Here is a 15201-nt window from a genome sequence, read left to right as displayed (position 1 = left end):
AATTGCATCGTTCCAGTAGACCTAGGCGTAGGAAAGCGCCTTTTCCTCCAGCAGTTCCTCGTATAGCCGCACCCACTTGCGGCCCATCTCTTCAGACGTGAACAACTGTCGGTAGCGAGCTTCGGCCCTGGCGCCCATGGCCTGGGCTTGTGCCGGGTTTTCCCACAGGGTGCGCATCGCCTCGCGAAAAGCTTCGGGATTGCTCGGTGGCACCACCAGGCCGGTTTCTTCGTGGACATTGATGTAGCTGGTGCCGGTGCCGATTTCGCTGGAGATCATCGGCTTGCCGAACATCGCGCCTTCGAGCAGTGAGATGCCAAAGGCTTCGGAGCGCAAGTGCGAAGGGAACACGATGGCATAACTCAATTCCAGCAGCGCGACCTTGTCCTCGTCCCCCAGGCGTCCGAGGAAATGCAGGTTGCGCAGGCCCAGTGCCGCCGCCTGGGCATGCAGTTGTTTTTCCAGCGGGCCGGCACCCACGATGACCACGGGGTAATCCACGCCTTTGAGGGCGTCGAGCAGAATGTGCAGGCCTTTGTAGTAACGCATCACCCCCACGAACAAAAAGAAACGCTCGCCCAGTTTTGCCTTCCACCCCGCCATGCGCTCGGCGTCAGGCTGTGGATAACTGGTCTTGTTCAGGCCGTAGGTGATGATCCGGGTCTTGGCGGGGTATTCCTTGAGCACATCGCTGGTATGAACATAGTTCGGCGACGCCGCGACGATACGCTCGGCGCCGTCGAGAAAGCGCCGCATCAAGGGGCGATAGAGCTTGAGCAGGTGCCGCTGGCGAACGATGTCCGAATGGTAGGTCACGACGTAGGGTTTTTTCACGGAGGTGCAAAAATGCACCAGGTCCATGAACGGCCAGGGGAAGTGGTAGTTGATCACGTCCGCTTCGGCGGCCAGCTCACGGAATTTCTTGAACACGCTGTAGGAGAAGCCGGTGGACGCCAGTTGGAAGTCCATTCGCGCCTGATGAACGACATGCTGTCGGATCTTGATCGGTTCGGACGCCGGCTGCCTGCTCAGGGCCAGCACGGTGTTATCGATACCCAACCGGTCAGTGCTGTCGCACAGCTGGAAGATGACCTGTTCGATGCCACCCATGGAGTCTGGCAAATAGGTTTTGTAAAAGTGCAGGACTCGCATTCAACCTCCCAAGACCTGGCGATACGCTTGGGCGGTGACCTTCGCACAGCGTTCCCAGGAAAAAAGCGCCGCTTGTTGCAGCCCCGCTTCGCGACACGCTTGCCAGTGCTGGGGATCTTCCATCAACCGGCCCATGGCTTCGCGCATGCCTTGCGGATCGTCCGGCTCGCAGTAATTGCCGGCTGGCCCCGCCACCTCGGGCATCGCCGAGCAGCGGGTGGTAATTACCGGTGTGCCACTGGCCATGGCTTCAAGCACCGGCAGGCCAAAGCCTTCGTAATAAGACGGGAAAATCAGCGCCCGTGCCCCCGCCAATAGCTGGGCGACCTGTTCGTCAGGCAGGTAACCCGCCAGACAAACATGACCGCCAGCCAGGGCGCCTTTCAACTCATCATTGAGCTGTGCCTGTTGCCATCCGCTCATTCCTACGATGAACAAAGGAAAGGTCTGACGTACGGATTCAGGAAGCCCGGCATGGGCGCGCAGGGCCAGCGACAGGTTCTTGCGGGGCTCCAGAGTGCCGACACAGAGAAAGTATCGGCCGGGTTCCAGGCCGTGGGCCTTGAGTACGGCGTCGATGGCGGCGGGTTCGCGCGGATGGAAACGCGCCGCTACCCCCAGCGGCGCGACCCGCAGGCGCTCGGCGGGGAGGCCGAAATGCTGTTGGACCTCATCGGCGATGAACTGCGAGTCGGTCAGAATCAGTTGCGCCAGCTCCACCGCACGGTCGAGCCGTCGCTCGATTTCCTTCAGGCGTGCCGGTGGTTGCGTTTCTGGGTAGCGCAGGTGCGTGAGGTCATGGAGGGTGATCACCGTCGGCCCCTCGAAGGCCAGCGGCCAAAGGCTGGGTTCGTGATACAGGTCGATGGCCTTTGAACGGCCTTGATCGAAGCGTTTCTGCTCCAGCCAGCGCCGCGCCTGATAGGCTCCCGGAACCCGCCGAAGCCAGGGGCTTAGCTTTGAATAGCCAGGCGCGGCCGTTTGCGGCAATTGCGAACTCCAACCCCAGCCATGAAACAGCGACAACTGCACGTCCGGCTCCCGGGCCAGGGCAGTGGCCAGCTCCGCTACGTAATGGCCGATGCCAGTGCGAGGGGCCTGGAGGATGCGCGCGTTGAGGGCTATCCGCATGCTGTTTCCCGGTCGACGATGACTTCGTTAACGTGGCCCTCGATCCGCTCCACCAATTGCGCACTGGCCTGGCGCCAGCTCAGCCATTGCCAGTGATCCAGGTTGCGCTTGGCCGGGAATACCCCGGTGTGCTCCATGTCGGTGACCAGGTCCGCCAGGCTTTGGGGTTCGTCGAGATCGAAATAGGCCATGAAATCACCGCCGATTTCCCGAAACACTTCAATGTCGCTGCCCATTGCCGGCAAGCCGCGCTGCATGGCTTCCACCAGCGGCAGGCCGAAACCTTCCACATAGGACGGGAACACCAGCGCAGTGGCGTTTCGATAGGCGTGTTCCAGGCTTTGATCCGCGAGGTTGTTGAACATGAACAGGCGGCTATCGAGTTGCGGATGACGTCGGATACGTTCGATCAACGCCTCGCATTTCCAGCCGATCTTCCCGACGATGCACAGCCGCGCTTGGGAGCCGGCGGCCCAGGCCCGCTCGAATGCGTCGAGCAGGTAAGCGTGGTTTTTGCGCGGCTCGATGGTGCTGACCATCAGGAACACCGGCTCGGGGCGCTTGAACAGCCGCAGCAAATTCGGATCGACAGCCTGGGTGGGATCAATCTGGTCCAGTTCGCTGCCCAGGTAGAAATAGTCGAACCAGCGTTCTCGTACCTGCTGCTCGCCAATGCGCCGAACCATTTCCTGGCGAAGCTGGTCCCGGATGGTGGTGGAGATGGCGATGTAGCCGTCGGCGGTGCGGGCAATCCAATCGAACCAGCGGTTGAACACCTTGACCAGCCCGGCGTCGCAGAATTGTGGATGGGTCAGGGGAATCAGGTCGTAGACCACTGAGATAATCCCGACGCCGTCACGCTTGAGTTGTTCAGCCAAAGGGAAGAAATCCGCATGCCAGGAGGAGTCCAGCAACACCAATTGGTCACCGGCGCGGTGTTCCAGCGGCATGATGCGCGGCGCAACCTGTCGGCGTCTGAGAAGCAGGTTGAGCAGACGAATCGGGATACTCAGACAGCCAAAGACAAACAGCCGACAGCCGATGTACAAGAGGCGGCGAGCCCAGGCCGACTGGCTGAAAGGGCGCCGCGATTCCAGCGTCCGGTGCCTGAGCCAGAACAGATTGGCCGCTTGCTCCAGCCGTGCGCGCAAGCTGACCAGGTCCCATGCTTTCTCGGGTGGTGGAACCAGGCTTTTAACCTCGTAGAGCTTGCCTCGCAGCATCGCCACGGGAATGTATTCGCGCTCCAGGTCCTCGGTCGGCAGCTCGTGGATGACATTGCGCACGACCCTCTGAATCCCGGAGTTTGCCTTTGGGTTTTCATAGACATAGGTGCACTCCACCAGTAGACGGGTCATTGCAACTCCTTTTGCGGCAGCACGTCGAGGGTTGGCTGGCTCGAACGCCGGATGCAGGTCTCGGCCTGGAGCCAGGAACAGCCGACGAAATCTTCCTGGCGATTATTGATCACGTGAAACACCAACCCGTAGTCGCGCCATTCGAAATTACGGTCCAGGTGCGAGTCCAGCCGCGACAGGCTGAGCGCAACGGAGTAATTGCCCTTGCCCAGGCGCATGTCGAAGCTGAAGCGGAAGGTGATCTGTTCGCCGGCCTTGAGGTCGGTCACGGCTTTGTCCTGGCGATGAGTGTTGATGCCGTACATGGGCTGGCCAAGACGGTCCTTGATCAGGAAGCCCAGCACCAGCCGCTCGATGTCCTGGCGGATTTCAACCCGCACTTGCAACACCATCGGCTGGCCGATCTCGGCCACTTCCACCGGCTGTTCCTGACTGTTGAGCAGTTGTACATCGATGATGCCGGCTTCGCCGGTGCCGGAAATCGTGCGCACCTGGCCGTTGGCGAGCATTTCCTGGCGGACCACCTGGCCTTCGCGCTGGGCCAGCATCGCATTGTAATAGTCCATCACTTCTTCGGGCTTGCCGCGCATGGCCATGCGTCCGTGTTCCAGCAGGATGGCGGTGTCGCAGATCGACTGGATCGCCGAGCGATCATGGGACACGATCAGCAGCGTGGTGCCGGCCTTGCGGAAGCTGCGGATGCGCTCGAAGCTCTTGTGTTGGAAGTAGGCGTCGCCCACCGACAGCGCTTCGTCGACGATCAGGATGTCCGGGCGCCGGGCGGTGGCGACGCTGAAGGCCAGGCGCATCTGCATGCCGCTGGAATAGGTACGTACCGGCTGGTCGATGGCCTCGCCGATTTCGGCGAACCCTTCGATCTCGGGCATCAAGGCTTCGATTTCCTCCACCTGCATGCCCAGCAACTGACCGGCCATGAACGCGTTCTGGCGACCGGTGAAGTCCGGATGAAAGCCCATGCCCAATTCCAGCAGCGCGGCGACACGACCTTGCAACTGGATGTGGCCGCAGGTGGGTTGGGTGGTACCGGTGATCATCTTGAGCAATGTGCTTTTGCCGGCACCGTTGACCCCGACGATGCCGACGGCTTCCCCGGGCTGGATCTCGAAATCCACTCCTTGCAGGATCCAATGCAACTGATGACGCTGGCGAGAAAAGGGGATCAACCATTCGAACAGCCGGCTCCAGCGGTTCGGATACTGTTTGTAGGCCTTGCCCAGGCCACTGACGCGCAAATGTCCCATCAGAGTTCGTCCACCATTTCACCGCCGCGCCGACGAAACATGCGCAAGCCCAAGGTGCATAACAGCAGGCCGACCACCAGCAACGGCACCAGCGAGCTCCAGACCGGCCATTGGTTGTAGAGAAACAGGTTCTGGTAGCTCTGCATCAGGGCGGTCATGGGATTGAAGGCGAGCAGTTGCTGGATCGGCGGCGGCAGGATCGTCATCGGGTAAACGATCGGTGTGAGCCAGAACCAGAATTGCAGGCAAATGCCGAACAACTGCCCGACATCACGGAAAAACACATTGAGGATCCCCAGCAGCATGCCCAACCCGGCGGCGAACATCACTTGCAGGGCCAGCAGCGGCACCAATGCCAGCAAGGTAATGCCCGGCCAGCGCCCGGTGATCAACAGGAAACCGAGGAACAGCCCGAGGATGATCGCGAAGTTGATCCCGGCGTTGAACAGCACGATCACCGGCAGGCAGATCCGGGGGAAGCTGATCTTCTTCAGCAGGTTGGCGTTTTCCAGGAACATGCCCTGGCTGCGGGTGGTGATTTCCGCGAACAACCCCCAGGTCAGCAGCCCGGCGCAGAGATAGACGCTGTAGGCCATGCCGTCTTCCACCCCGGGCAGGCGGGCACGCATGATGTGGGAAAAAATTACCGTGTAGACGAGGATCATCGACAGCGGGTTGAGCACCGTCCAAAGCGCGCCGAACAACGAGTTGCGATACCGCGCCTGGAACTCGCGCTTGACGCTGCCAAGGACGAAGCCGCGGTAGCTCCACAGTGTGCGTTGCAAGGCCAGCAGCATCAGACGGCCCTGCCATAGTGATCTTCGAAGCGGACGATGTCGTCTTCCCCCAGGTATTCGCCGCTCTGGACCTCGATGATGACCAGGTCGATGACGCCGGGATTCTCCAGGCGGTGCTTGTGGCCGGCGGGGATAAAAGTCGATTCGTTCTTGGCGACCAGGTGCGAACCCGAGCCGTTGTTGGTGACCTTGGCCATGCCTTCGACCACCACCCAGTGTTCGTTGCGATGATGGTGCATTTGCAGCGACAGAGAAGCGCCAGGCTTGACCACGATGCGCTTGATCTTGAAGCGTGGACCCTCTTCGAGCACGGTATAACTGCCCCATGGGCGGCTGACCGTACGGTGCAGGCGATAGGCTTCGTGATCCTTGTCCTTGAGTTGCCGGGCGACGCGACGAACATCCTGGGCGCGGTCGGCATGGGCCACCAGTACGGCATCGGCGGTGTCGATAATGATCAGGTTTTCCACGCCCAGGGCGGCCACCAGGCGGCCGTCGCTCTGGACGAAGTTGTTCTGGCTGTCGATAAACAGGGCCTCGCCGGTGGCGCGGTTGTTTTGCCCGTCGGCGGGCACCAGGCCGGCGACGGCGGTCCAGGAGCCGATATCGCTCCAGTCGAATGCCGCGGGAATCACCACGACATTGGCGGAGCGCTCCATCAGGGCATAGTCGATGGAGATGTCTGGCATTTCGGCGAAATGTGCCGCGGACAGTTCCTGCTGCACACACCCTGAAGTTTCCACCGCCGTACTGGCCGTGACACAGGCGCGTGCCTGTTCCAGCAGCTCGGGGGCGTGGGCTTGCAGCTCCGCCAGCAGGGTCTTGACCGAGAAGCAGAACATCCCCGAATTCCACAGGAAGCGGCCGCTTTCCAGATATTGCGTGGCGGTCTGCAGGTCGGGTTTTTCGACGAAGCGCACAACCTTGGCCGCACCCTTGGTATCCAGGGGCTTGCCCCGTTCGATATAGCCGAAGCCGGTTTCCGGCGCCGAGGGCAATACGCCGAAGGTCACCAGGTGGCCGTTTTTGGCCAGTTCCACGGCGTGCGCCACGGAGGCCTGGAAGGCGGCCTCGTCCTGGATCAGGTGGTCGGCAGGCATGACCACCAGGATCGCGTCGTCACCGTGCAGGGCCTGCACCGCGAGCGCGGCGCTAGCAATGGCCGGCGCGGTGTTGCGGCCCGTCGGTTCGAGCACGAAGTGACCGCGATGACGCTCCAGGTGGGCGCTTTGATAGTGGTCGCGGCTCTGGAAGTAGTACTCGCGATTGGTGACGGTGACGATGTCGCCCCGGCCGTCGAACAACCCCGCGGCACGCCGATAGGTCTTGCCCAGCAGCGACTGGCCATCGGGCAAGAGCATGAAGGGCTTGGGGTGGTCTTCGCGGGACACCGGCCACAACCTCGTCCCGGCTCCGCCGGAGAGAATCACGGGAATGAGCATGGCCTACTCCTTGGCGACGCGTTTCATGTCCGCATCCATCATCATGCGGATCAGGGTGTCGAGGTCGGTCCTGGGCTTCCAGCCCAGGACGCGTTGTGCCTTGGCCGGGTTGCCGAGTAGCACTTCGACTTCGGCCGGGCGGAAAAACGCCGGGTCGATCTTGACGAAGTCACGGTAGTCCAGGCCCACGTGTTCGAAGGCAATCCTGCACATCTCGCGCACAGTGGTGGTGACGCCGGTAGCCACTACGTAATCGTCGGGGGTGTCCTGTTGCAACATCAGCCACATGGCCTCGACGTAATCGCCGGCAAAGCCCCAGTCGCGCTTGGTGTCGATATTGCCCAGGCGCAACTCCTGCTGCTTGCCCTGCTTGATGCGCGCAGCGGCATCGGTGACCTTGCGGGTGACGAACTCGATGCCACGCAGCGGTGATTCGTGGTTGAACAGGATGCCGCTGTTGGCATGCAGGCCGAAGCTTTCCCGGTAGTTGACGGTGATCCAGTGGCCGTACAGTTTCGCCACGCCATAGGGGCTGCGTGGGTAAAACGGGGTGTGCTCGTCCTGCTGCTCGGCCTGGATCAGGCCGAACATTTCGCTGGTGGAGGCCTGGTAGAAGCGCGTATGCATGCTGAACTGGCGAATGGCTTCGAGCAGGTGGGTGACCCCCAGCCCATCGACGATGCCGGTGGTCACCGGCTGGTCCCAGGAGGCCGCGACGAAACTTTGCGCGGCCAGGTTGTACACCTCGTCCGGCGCCGACTTGATCACGGCCCGTTGCACCGAGCAGGCATCGGCCATGTCACCGTCCAGGTAAACGATGTCCTGTTCGATGCCCATCTCTCGCAGCCGCCAGCGCGAGTCGCTGCTTCGTCGCGCCACCAGGCCGTGGACCTTGTAACCCTTGTCGAGCAGCAACTTGGCCAGATACGCGCCGTCTTGACCGGTGATCCCTGTGATCAATGCACTTTTCATTCTTGTTGTACCCGTATCTCCCAGTCGGACAGGATCGCCCGCAAGGATTGTTGTGTTGTTGTTTCAGGCGTCCATCCGGTGGCCTGTCGTAGCTTGGCTGGGCTACCACAGACGCGACGCTGTTCTGCGCGGCGAAGGCGCGCAGGGTCCTGGATCAGTTGCACGTCGACCTGGGCGATATCGCCCAGTTGTTCGATCAGGCTGCGAATGCTCTGCTCGCGGCCCGAGCAGATGTTGTAGACCTGTCCCGGGGCACCGTTGTCCAGCAGGGCCAGGTAGGCCGAAATCACATCGCCGACATCGAGGAAGTCGCGGGTCACGTCGATATCGCCCACTTGCAGCCGAGCCGGTTGCAGGCCCAGCTTGATCCGGCTGATTTGCCGGGCGGCGCTGGCAATGACGAAGCTGTCCTTCTGCCCGGGACCGACGTGATTGAACGGGCGGGCCACCAGCACCGGCCAGCCTTCGCTCATGCCCCATTGCAGGCTCAGCAGTTCGGCCGACAGCTTGCTCACCGCATACGGGTTGCGCGGGGAGGGCAGTTGCAGTTCGGTAATCGGCAGGTGGTCTTCGCTGACCTGGCCATAGACATCACCGGAGCTGACATACAGGAATGTCCCGGTGAAACCCCGGGCCTTGAGGGCCTGGAGCAGGTTCAAGGTGCCCAGCAGGTTGATGTGCAGGGTGCGTGCCGGATCGCGGAAGGCTTCGGGGACAAAGGTCTGGCCCGCCAGGTGGATCACGGCGTCGGGAATCTCGGGCCAGAGGCCTTCCAGGGTCTTGGCATCCATCAGGTCGTAGCGGGCAGCGACAGGCATCACCTGCCACGCCGAATCATGACCGTTCAGTCGAGATTTGAGGTGACGTCCAACGAAACCGCTGAGGCCCGTAACGAACAGACGTTTTTTCAAGCACCAGCCCCCTTTGACGGTTGCTTCGTCTAGTGCGAACCGAGTGGGAAATTTCCGTAAGATCGGGGAAAAATCACGCAACGATCAGCTTGGAGAAGCATTTGTTGTAGTTGTTTGGTTGCCAATCTGGGCCAATTTCAACGCAATTTCAACAGCGCAAACCGTGACCGGTCAGTTCTCATATTTATAGCTGGTTTATTCACGTCGAGCGGTTCACGAACCCTTGGTGGATGTGTTTAGAATGCCCCTCGTCACACTGTCCCAGGTTTCGATCTTCGAGATGAGCCCAGGGGCGGGACCACAAAAAAACAAGAACGAGACGGGTAGCAAGACGAACGACGCGTGGCGGCCCCGGGCCGGCTCGATGCGTGACTCGACCGTCATGAAGTGGGGCTGCCGGGACGGCGGTGCCATGATGGGATCCCATGAATTTCATTCTTTACTCGGACGTAAACGATCACTCCATCAGCCAGAGCCTCGGTCGCCCTGAGTACAGCTATTACTTCGTGCTCAAGGCCTATCGTCCCGTGCTGGAAAGCCTGGGGCCGGTGCATGTGGTGTCGTCGGTCGCCGAGGTCGATCCGCTTTACCAAACGTTGCAGGCGGCCGGGCAGGACTGCTTGTTTCTTTCGTTCTCACCTCCGCACAAGACGCCGCTGGGCCTGCTTTGTCCGATGGTCTGCGTGGTGGCCTGGGAGTTCGATTCGATCCCGGCCGAGCACTGGGACGACGACCTGCGCCATGACTGGAGCCGCACGCTGGCCCGTCATGGTCGGGTGATTACGCTGTCCAGCCACACGGCCGAGGCGATCCGTCGAACTTTGGGCGAAGACTTCCCGGTGTTGGTATTGCCCACGCCGCTGTGGGAGCGTTTCGCGGCGGTTCGTGAGCAACACCCAAGCTTGCCGGTGAACCCGGGAACGACCTTGCAGATCAAGGGCTGCATCATCGACAGCCGGCCTCTCGGGCTTTCGGCGGACGGCTTGATCGCGCCGATCTTCGAAGAGGCGTCGGAGCCCGAACCGGAGCCCGAACCCGAACCAATCATCGAGCCGCCGCCCCTGACTTGGCGGCGGCGGGCATTCATTTCCCGCCATTACCTGCGTGAAATGATTCGCGCGTTTACCGGCAAGAACGAGCAGGGCCCTGTGTGGCTGTTCAAGCACAACCTGGTGTGCTGGTATCGCGAAGCGGTCCGCGACTTGATACCGGTGCCGATACGCGTTGCGGTCAGCAGGATCCTGAGGGGGCCGGCACCGCCGCCGGTGATCGTAGAGACCACTCCAGAGCCTGTTCCAGAACCCATTCCAGAGCCAGCCTCACCGGAACATCCCCAGGCCGTCCTGCCGGACACCAGCCAGGTGGTGGAGACCGACGTCAGCGGGGTGGTGTACGTCAGCGTGTTCAACCCCGATGACGGTCGCAAGAACTGGCATCACTTGATCACCGCGTTCTGTTGGGCCCTGCGCGACGTCGAGGACGCCACGCTGGTACTGAAAATGACTCAGAACGACCTGTCGACCTACTACGTCGAGCTGCTGACGCTGCTGTCCCAGCTGTCGCCGTTCAGTTGCCGGGTGGTGGTGATGCACGGTTACCTGGAGGACGAACAATTCGCCCGGCTGTATGGCGCGGCGAGTTTCTACGTCAATGCGTCCCGCTGCGAAGGCCTGTGCCTGCCGCTGATGGAGTTCATGTCCTGCGCCCGCCCAGTCATCGCACCGGACCACACGGCGATGCGCGACTACATCGACGCCGAGGTGGCCTTCATCGTCAAGTCCAGCCGCGAACCGACCATCTGGCCGGAAGACTCGCGCATCTTGTACCGCACCCTGCGCCATCGGCCCGACTGGGGCTCATTGAAACTCGCCTACCAGCAGAGCTACGCCACGGCGAAGCACCAGCCGCAGGCCTACCAGGCCATGGCCGTTGCCGCGAACGAGCGGATGCGCCGCTATTGCGCGTTCACCCCGGTGCAGCAGCGCCTGGCGGATTTCCTGGCTGTGCCCGGTTGTGACGAAGGGCTGCCGCTGGTGCTCCAGGCAGGTACCGCCTCATGTTGATCATCATTTATTCGGAAACCAACCAGAGCAACATTCTGGAAAACCTCGGCAAGCCCGAGTACAGCTATTACTTCGTGCTCAAGGAGTTTCGCCCGGTGTTGGAGCGGCTGGGGCGGGTCGTCGAAGTGACTCGGCCTGACGACGAGGTCGATCAGCTGTACGCCGATTGCCTGGGGCGTGGCGAGGATTGCGTATTCCTGTCGTTCTCCCCCCCTCATCGTACTGCTGCCCACTACGCTTGCCCGACAGTTGCGGTGTTCGCCTGGGAGTTCAGCACCATTCCTACCGAAAGCTGGCAGGGCGAGCCGCGGCACGACTGGCGGGTGGTCCTGGGCGCAACCGGCATGGCGATTACCCACTCCAGCTTCACCGTTAAAACCGTTCGTGAAGTGATGGGAGAGGACTTCCCCATCACTGCCATCGCGGCGCCGGTGTGGGACCGCTTTGCGGCGCGCGGCGCGGTGCTGGCCCAGCGGCCGACGGTGGAGCACATGCGCCTGCAATTGCGTGGCCTGTTGATCGACAGCCGCACCACCGACCTGCGGCCTTATGGTCCGCCGGCGCATCAGGCGGGTACGCCGCTGGTGCTGGACGGCCCGGCGCAGGATTGCGAGTTGCTCCTGGACGGTGTGATCTATACCTCCGTGTTCAATCCTTATGACGGCCGCAAGAACTGGAAGGACATGATCAGCGCATTTTGCGCGACGTTCCGCGACGTTTCCGACGCGACTCTAGTGCTCAAGCTGACGCATCACGACGTCACTGCCGCGCTCACCGACATGCTCCATCACGTCTACAAGAACCAGTCGTACCGCTGCCGCATCGTGCTGATACATGGATACCTGGCGGACGCGGATTACGAGCGGCTGGTGGAAGCCACCCGATACGTGGTCAACAGTTCCTATGGCGAAGGGCAGTGCCTGCCGTTGATGGAGTTCATGTCCTGCGGCCGTCCGGCGATTGCGCCGCTGAACACGGCGATGGCCGACTACATCGACCACGACAATGCGTTTGTGGTGGAGTCGACCGAGGAGTTGACCGCCTGGCCCCACGACCCCCGTGCCGCGTACCGGACCCTGCGTTATGTCACCGATTGGGACTCGCTGTGTTCGGCCTACCGCGCCAGTTATGACGTGGCCAAAAACGACCCCGAGCGTTATCGCCGCATGTCGGCCCACGCCGTGCGCAGCCTGGAGAAGTTCTGCAGCCAGGCCAACGCCGAGCAGCGCTTGCGGGTTTTTTTCGAAGCCATACCTGAGCGGCGCCGGAACGCGCAGGAGTCATGATCCGCCGATGGCTGGCCGGGCTCAGGCCTGCGGTGGAGCCTTCGCCACCGCCGGTGGTGGCCGTTTCGCCCCGGGATGCCGGCCTCTACGACGCGCTGCTCGACGGCTGGTTTTGCAGTGAAACCGGTGAATTGCTCAAAGGCTTTGCCATCACGGCCGACGACACCTTGCTGGATGTCGGCTGCGGCGAAGGCGTGGCGACCCTGTTTGCAATGCGCCAGGGTGCCTCCGTGATCTTTACCGACAGCGAACAAGACAAGGTGCGCGACCTGGCCCGCCAGGTCGAGGCCCAGGCCGGTGCGCCTTTCCTGGGCCTGGTCAGCAACAGCCTGCCGCTGCCCCTGGCCGATGGCTGTGCGAACAAGATCGTCTGCATGGAGGTGCTCGAGCATATCCATGAGCCGGAGCCGTTCATGGCTGAACTGGTGCGCATGGGCCGGCCAGGGGCGCAGTATTTGCTCAGCGTGCCGGCATCGGTGGGCGAGCATTTGCAGCAAGGCATCGCGCCGCCGGGCTACTTTCAAGCACCCAACCATGTGCAGATTTTCAGTGCCGAACGATTTGCCGCGCTGGTGGAGGAGGCCGGGCTGGTAATCGAGCATCGCCAGGCCAGCGGATTTTTCTGGGTCATGGGCATGATTTTCTTCTGGGCCAGCGAGCAGGCGGCTGGCCGGGACCTGGAAGGTGCGGTGCGCGACCGCATCCAGGCGCCGTATCCTGCGTTGATGGAGCGTTGGGCGAGCCTCTGGCAGGACCTGCTGACGCAACCTGACGGCCTGGCGATCAAGCAGGTGCTGGACCGGTTCATGCCCAAGAGCCAGGTCATCATCGCGCGTAAACCCGATCCTTTCTCCGGGAGCACTTCATGAGCAGCAAGCGGATCATGGACATCGAGCTGCTGCGCGCCGTTGCGGTGATGGGCGTGTTGTTCCATCACCTGCAAGGCATGCCGTTTCCTGGCGGATGGCCGGGCCTGGCAGCCCTGGCCGACAGCTTCCAACTGTGGTGGGGCGTGGATCTGTTCTTCGCGATATCCGGGTTCGTCATCGGACGCAGCCTGATCCCGCAATTGCGTCGCTGCGACAGCCCTCGGCAATTCTGGATCGTCACCCGGGATTTCTGGATTCGCCGGGCGTTTCGCCTGTTGCCGTCGGCTTGGCTCTGGCTGCTGCTGGTGCTGTTCGCGGTGTTCTTCCTGAACCGCTCCGGGGCGTTCGGCAGCGTGCAGGCCAACCTGCAGGCGACCCTGGCCGGTTTCCTGCAGTTCGCCAACCTGCGTTTTGCCGATGCGTTCATGCACTATGAATACGGCGCAAGCTTCGTGTACTGGACGCTTTCCTTGGAAGAGCAGTTCTATTTGATCCTGCCGCTGCTGGTGTTTGTCTCGCGCCGCTATCTGGTCTGGGTGCTATTGGCGGTGGTGCTGGTGCAGTTTTTCACCTGGCGGGCGCTGTGGCTGTCGGTGATCCGTACCGATGCCTTGGCGCTGGGTGTGTTGTTGTCGATCTGGAGCCTGCGGTCCAGCTACTGGCGGTTCGAGCCCACATGGTTGCGCCGCCCGCCCTTGGGGGTGCTGTTGGTGGTGGGCCTGGGCAGCGTGATGGCCTGGATCGCGACCGAGCATTTCAATTTGTCGTTCTATCGTCTCGGGGTCATTGCAGTGCTCAGTGCCGTGCTGGTCTGGGTGGCCTCGTATGATCGGGATTACCTGTTGCCTCGCAGCCGTTTTAAAACGGCGCTGACCTGGATGGGCAGTCGTTCCTATGGGATCTACCTGATCCACATCCCGGTGTTTTTCCTGTTGCGCGAGTTGTGGTTTCGTTTCGCCCCCTTGGGCTCGCCGGACCCGGCAAGCCATCCCTGGCTGGCCCTGGCCTGTGCCTTGTCGCTGATCGGGCTGTTGAGCGAACTCAACTACCGCTGGGTCGAAATGCCCATGCGCAATCGTGGCGCCCAACTGGTTGAACGCCTGGCCGCCGCCCGAACCGTCCTTCCTGTCTCTGGAGCCCCGTCATGCTGAGCCTTTTGAAGAAACTCACCACGGGCACGCCCGCGCCCGCTGAGCCGGTCGCCGACAAGGTCGACCCGTATATGCTCGGGCTGCACGATGCGATGCTCAGCGGCTGGTTCAACCAGCAAACCGGCGAACTGTTCACCGGGTTCCCGGTGACCCCTGGAGACACGCTGCTGGACGTGGGGTGCGGCGACGGCGGCAACGTGCATTTCTGTGCGATGCGCGGGGCGAAGATCATCATCGCCGACATCGACGCGGCCAAGGTCGAGGCCACTCGCCAGCGCTTGAGCGACACCCCCGCGCGCGAAGTCGAGTGCCACGTGACCGACTGCAACCCGCTGCCCATTGCCGACGCCACGGCCACGCGGGTGGTGTCCACCGAAGTCATCGAGCATGTCGACGACCCGGCGCAGTTCCTTGCCGAACTGGTACGGGTCGGCCAGCCCGGTGCGCTGTACCTGTTGAGCGTGCCGCACCCCAGCTCCGAAGACCTGCAAAAGGACATCGCCGCGCCGGAGTACTTCCGCAAGCCCAACCACATTCGCATCATCAGCGAAGAGCAGTTCAAGGCGATGGTCAGCGAGGCCGGGCTTACGGTGTTGAGCCACAGCCAATACGGTTTCTACTGGTCGATGTGGATGTTGTTGTTCTGGGAGGCCAAGGTCGATTTCAGCAACCCCGACCACCCATTGCTCAATCATTGGGCCGACACCTGGCAAACCGTGCTGAATTCACCGCGCGGTGCGCAAATCAAGCAGGCGCTGGACGCGGTGGTGGCCAAGAGTCAGGTGATTATTGCGCGTAAGCCTTGAT

The 15201-nt window shown here is 61.9% G+C and carries 13 protein-coding genes; 5 read left to right on the top strand and 8 right to left on the bottom strand.

From position 1 onward, the window contains the following. Positions 1-21: 21 nt before the first annotated feature. The 8 genes from LOY50_RS28785 to LOY50_RS28750 are packed head-to-tail and all read right to left on the bottom strand — an operon-like array spanning position 22 to position 9025. Positions 22-1152 (bottom strand): glycosyltransferase family 4 protein, encoded by a 1131-nt coding sequence (locus tag LOY50_RS28785; protein ID WP_258690084.1) that lies wholly within the window; start codon positions 1150-1152, stop codon positions 22-24. Next, positions 1153-2283 (bottom strand): glycosyltransferase family 1 protein, encoded by a 1131-nt coding sequence (locus LOY50_RS28780; RefSeq protein WP_258690083.1) that lies wholly within the window; start codon positions 2281-2283, stop codon positions 1153-1155. Beyond that, the gene (locus LOY50_RS28775) at positions 2274-3641 is read right to left on the bottom strand and encodes a glycosyltransferase family 1 protein (RefSeq protein ID WP_258690082.1); all 1368 of its coding nucleotides are present in this window, start codon (positions 3639-3641) and stop codon (positions 2274-2276) included. The genes LOY50_RS28780 and LOY50_RS28775 overlap by 10 nt, the downstream gene beginning before the upstream one ends. Continuing rightward, on the bottom strand, positions 3638-4903 hold the full coding sequence (locus LOY50_RS28770) for an ABC transporter ATP-binding protein (protein WP_258690081.1): 1266 nt from the start codon (positions 4901-4903) through the stop codon (positions 3638-3640). The genes LOY50_RS28775 and LOY50_RS28770 overlap by 4 nt, the downstream gene beginning before the upstream one ends. After that, positions 4903-5700: an ABC transporter permease gene (locus LOY50_RS28765; RefSeq protein WP_253470537.1), complete on the bottom strand. Its 798-nt coding sequence runs from the start codon at positions 5698-5700 to the stop codon at positions 4903-4905. Before LOY50_RS28765 ends, LOY50_RS28770 begins: the two co-directional genes overlap by 1 nt. Further along, a complete protein-coding gene (locus LOY50_RS28760; protein WP_253470535.1) occupies positions 5700-7142 on the bottom strand; it encodes a mannose-1-phosphate guanylyltransferase/mannose-6-phosphate isomerase in 1443 nt (480 codons plus the stop codon). Before LOY50_RS28760 ends, LOY50_RS28765 begins: the two co-directional genes overlap by 1 nt. 3 nt (positions 7143-7145) lie before the next feature. Next, positions 7146-8114 carry a GDP-mannose 4,6-dehydratase gene (gene gmd / locus LOY50_RS28755; protein ID WP_253470533.1) on the bottom strand — a complete coding sequence of 323 codons (969 nt, stop codon included), beginning with the start codon at positions 8112-8114 and terminating at the stop codon, positions 7146-7148. After that, positions 8111-9025 carry a GDP-mannose 4,6-dehydratase gene (locus tag LOY50_RS28750; RefSeq protein WP_253470531.1) on the bottom strand — a complete coding sequence of 305 codons (915 nt, stop codon included), beginning with the start codon at positions 9023-9025 and terminating at the stop codon, positions 8111-8113. The genes gmd and LOY50_RS28750 overlap by 4 nt, the downstream gene beginning before the upstream one ends. Before the next feature lie 425 nt (positions 9026-9450). Here LOY50_RS28750 and LOY50_RS28745 point away from each other — a divergent pair, with 425 nt between their 5' ends. From LOY50_RS28745 to LOY50_RS28725, 5 genes are read left to right on the top strand one after another with little or no spacing between them, the layout of a single operon-like run. Continuing rightward, positions 9451-11088 carry a glycosyltransferase gene (locus LOY50_RS28745; protein WP_258690080.1) on the top strand — a complete coding sequence of 546 codons (1638 nt, stop codon included), beginning with the start codon at positions 9451-9453 and terminating at the stop codon, positions 11086-11088. Then, positions 11082-12374 (top strand): glycosyltransferase, encoded by a 1293-nt coding sequence (locus LOY50_RS28740; RefSeq protein ID WP_253470527.1) that lies wholly within the window; start codon positions 11082-11084, stop codon positions 12372-12374. The genes LOY50_RS28745 and LOY50_RS28740 overlap by 7 nt, the downstream gene beginning before the upstream one ends. Then, on the top strand, positions 12371-13243 hold the full coding sequence (locus LOY50_RS28735; RefSeq protein WP_253470525.1) for a bifunctional 2-polyprenyl-6-hydroxyphenol methylase/3-demethylubiquinol 3-O-methyltransferase UbiG: 873 nt from the start codon (positions 12371-12373) through the stop codon (positions 13241-13243). The genes LOY50_RS28740 and LOY50_RS28735 overlap by 4 nt, the downstream gene beginning before the upstream one ends. Then, positions 13240-14394, top strand: coding sequence for an acyltransferase (locus tag LOY50_RS28730; RefSeq protein WP_214511101.1), 1155 nt, complete (start codon positions 13240-13242; stop codon positions 14392-14394). The genes LOY50_RS28735 and LOY50_RS28730 overlap by 4 nt, the downstream gene beginning before the upstream one ends. Beyond that, on the top strand, positions 14388-15200 hold the full coding sequence (locus LOY50_RS28725; RefSeq protein ID WP_258690079.1) for a class I SAM-dependent methyltransferase: 813 nt from the start codon (positions 14388-14390) through the stop codon (positions 15198-15200). Before LOY50_RS28730 ends, LOY50_RS28725 begins: the two co-directional genes overlap by 7 nt. The last annotated feature ends 1 nt before the right edge of the window (position 15201 follow it).

It is taken from the genome of Pseudomonas sp. B21-010 (assembly GCF_024749325.1).
Taxonomy (GTDB): Bacteria; Pseudomonadota; Gammaproteobacteria; order Pseudomonadales; family Pseudomonadaceae; genus Aquipseudomonas; species Aquipseudomonas kilonensis.
The sequence above is the reverse complement of the archived record's forward strand: the minus strand, read 5'-3'. Positions and strand labels throughout refer to the sequence as shown.

Coding starts and splice junctions, on each gene's coding strand:
- LOY50_RS28775 (WP_258690082.1), bottom strand. CDS start 3,641: ATGACCCGTCTACTGGTGGAGTGCACCTATGTCTATGAAAACCCAAAG.
- LOY50_RS28730 (WP_214511101.1), top strand. CDS start 13,240: ATGAGCAGCAAGCGGATCATGGACATCGAGCTGCTGCGCGCCGTTGCG.
- LOY50_RS28735 (WP_253470525.1), top strand. CDS start 12,371: ATGATCCGCCGATGGCTGGCCGGGCTCAGGCCTGCGGTGGAGCCTTCG.
- LOY50_RS28760 (WP_253470535.1), bottom strand. CDS start 7,142: ATGCTCATTCCCGTGATTCTCTCCGGCGGAGCCGGGACGAGGTTGTGG.
- LOY50_RS28745 (WP_258690080.1), top strand. CDS start 9,451: ATGAATTTCATTCTTTACTCGGACGTAAACGATCACTCCATCAGCCAG.
- LOY50_RS28740 (WP_253470527.1), top strand. CDS start 11,082: ATGTTGATCATCATTTATTCGGAAACCAACCAGAGCAACATTCTGGAA.
- LOY50_RS28780 (WP_258690083.1), bottom strand. CDS start 2,283: ATGCGGATAGCCCTCAACGCGCGCATCCTCCAGGCCCCTCGCACTGGC.
- LOY50_RS28725 (WP_258690079.1), top strand. CDS start 14,388: ATGCTGAGCCTTTTGAAGAAACTCACCACGGGCACGCCCGCGCCCGCT.
- LOY50_RS28770 (WP_258690081.1), bottom strand. CDS start 4,903: ATGGGACATTTGCGCGTCAGTGGCCTGGGCAAGGCCTACAAACAGTAT.
- LOY50_RS28785 (WP_258690084.1), bottom strand. CDS start 1,152: ATGCGAGTCCTGCACTTTTACAAAACCTATTTGCCAGACTCCATGGGT.
- LOY50_RS28765 (WP_253470537.1), bottom strand. CDS start 5,700: ATGCTGCTGGCCTTGCAACGCACACTGTGGAGCTACCGCGGCTTCGTC.
- gmd (WP_253470533.1), bottom strand. CDS start 8,114: ATGAAAAGTGCATTGATCACAGGGATCACCGGTCAAGACGGCGCGTAT.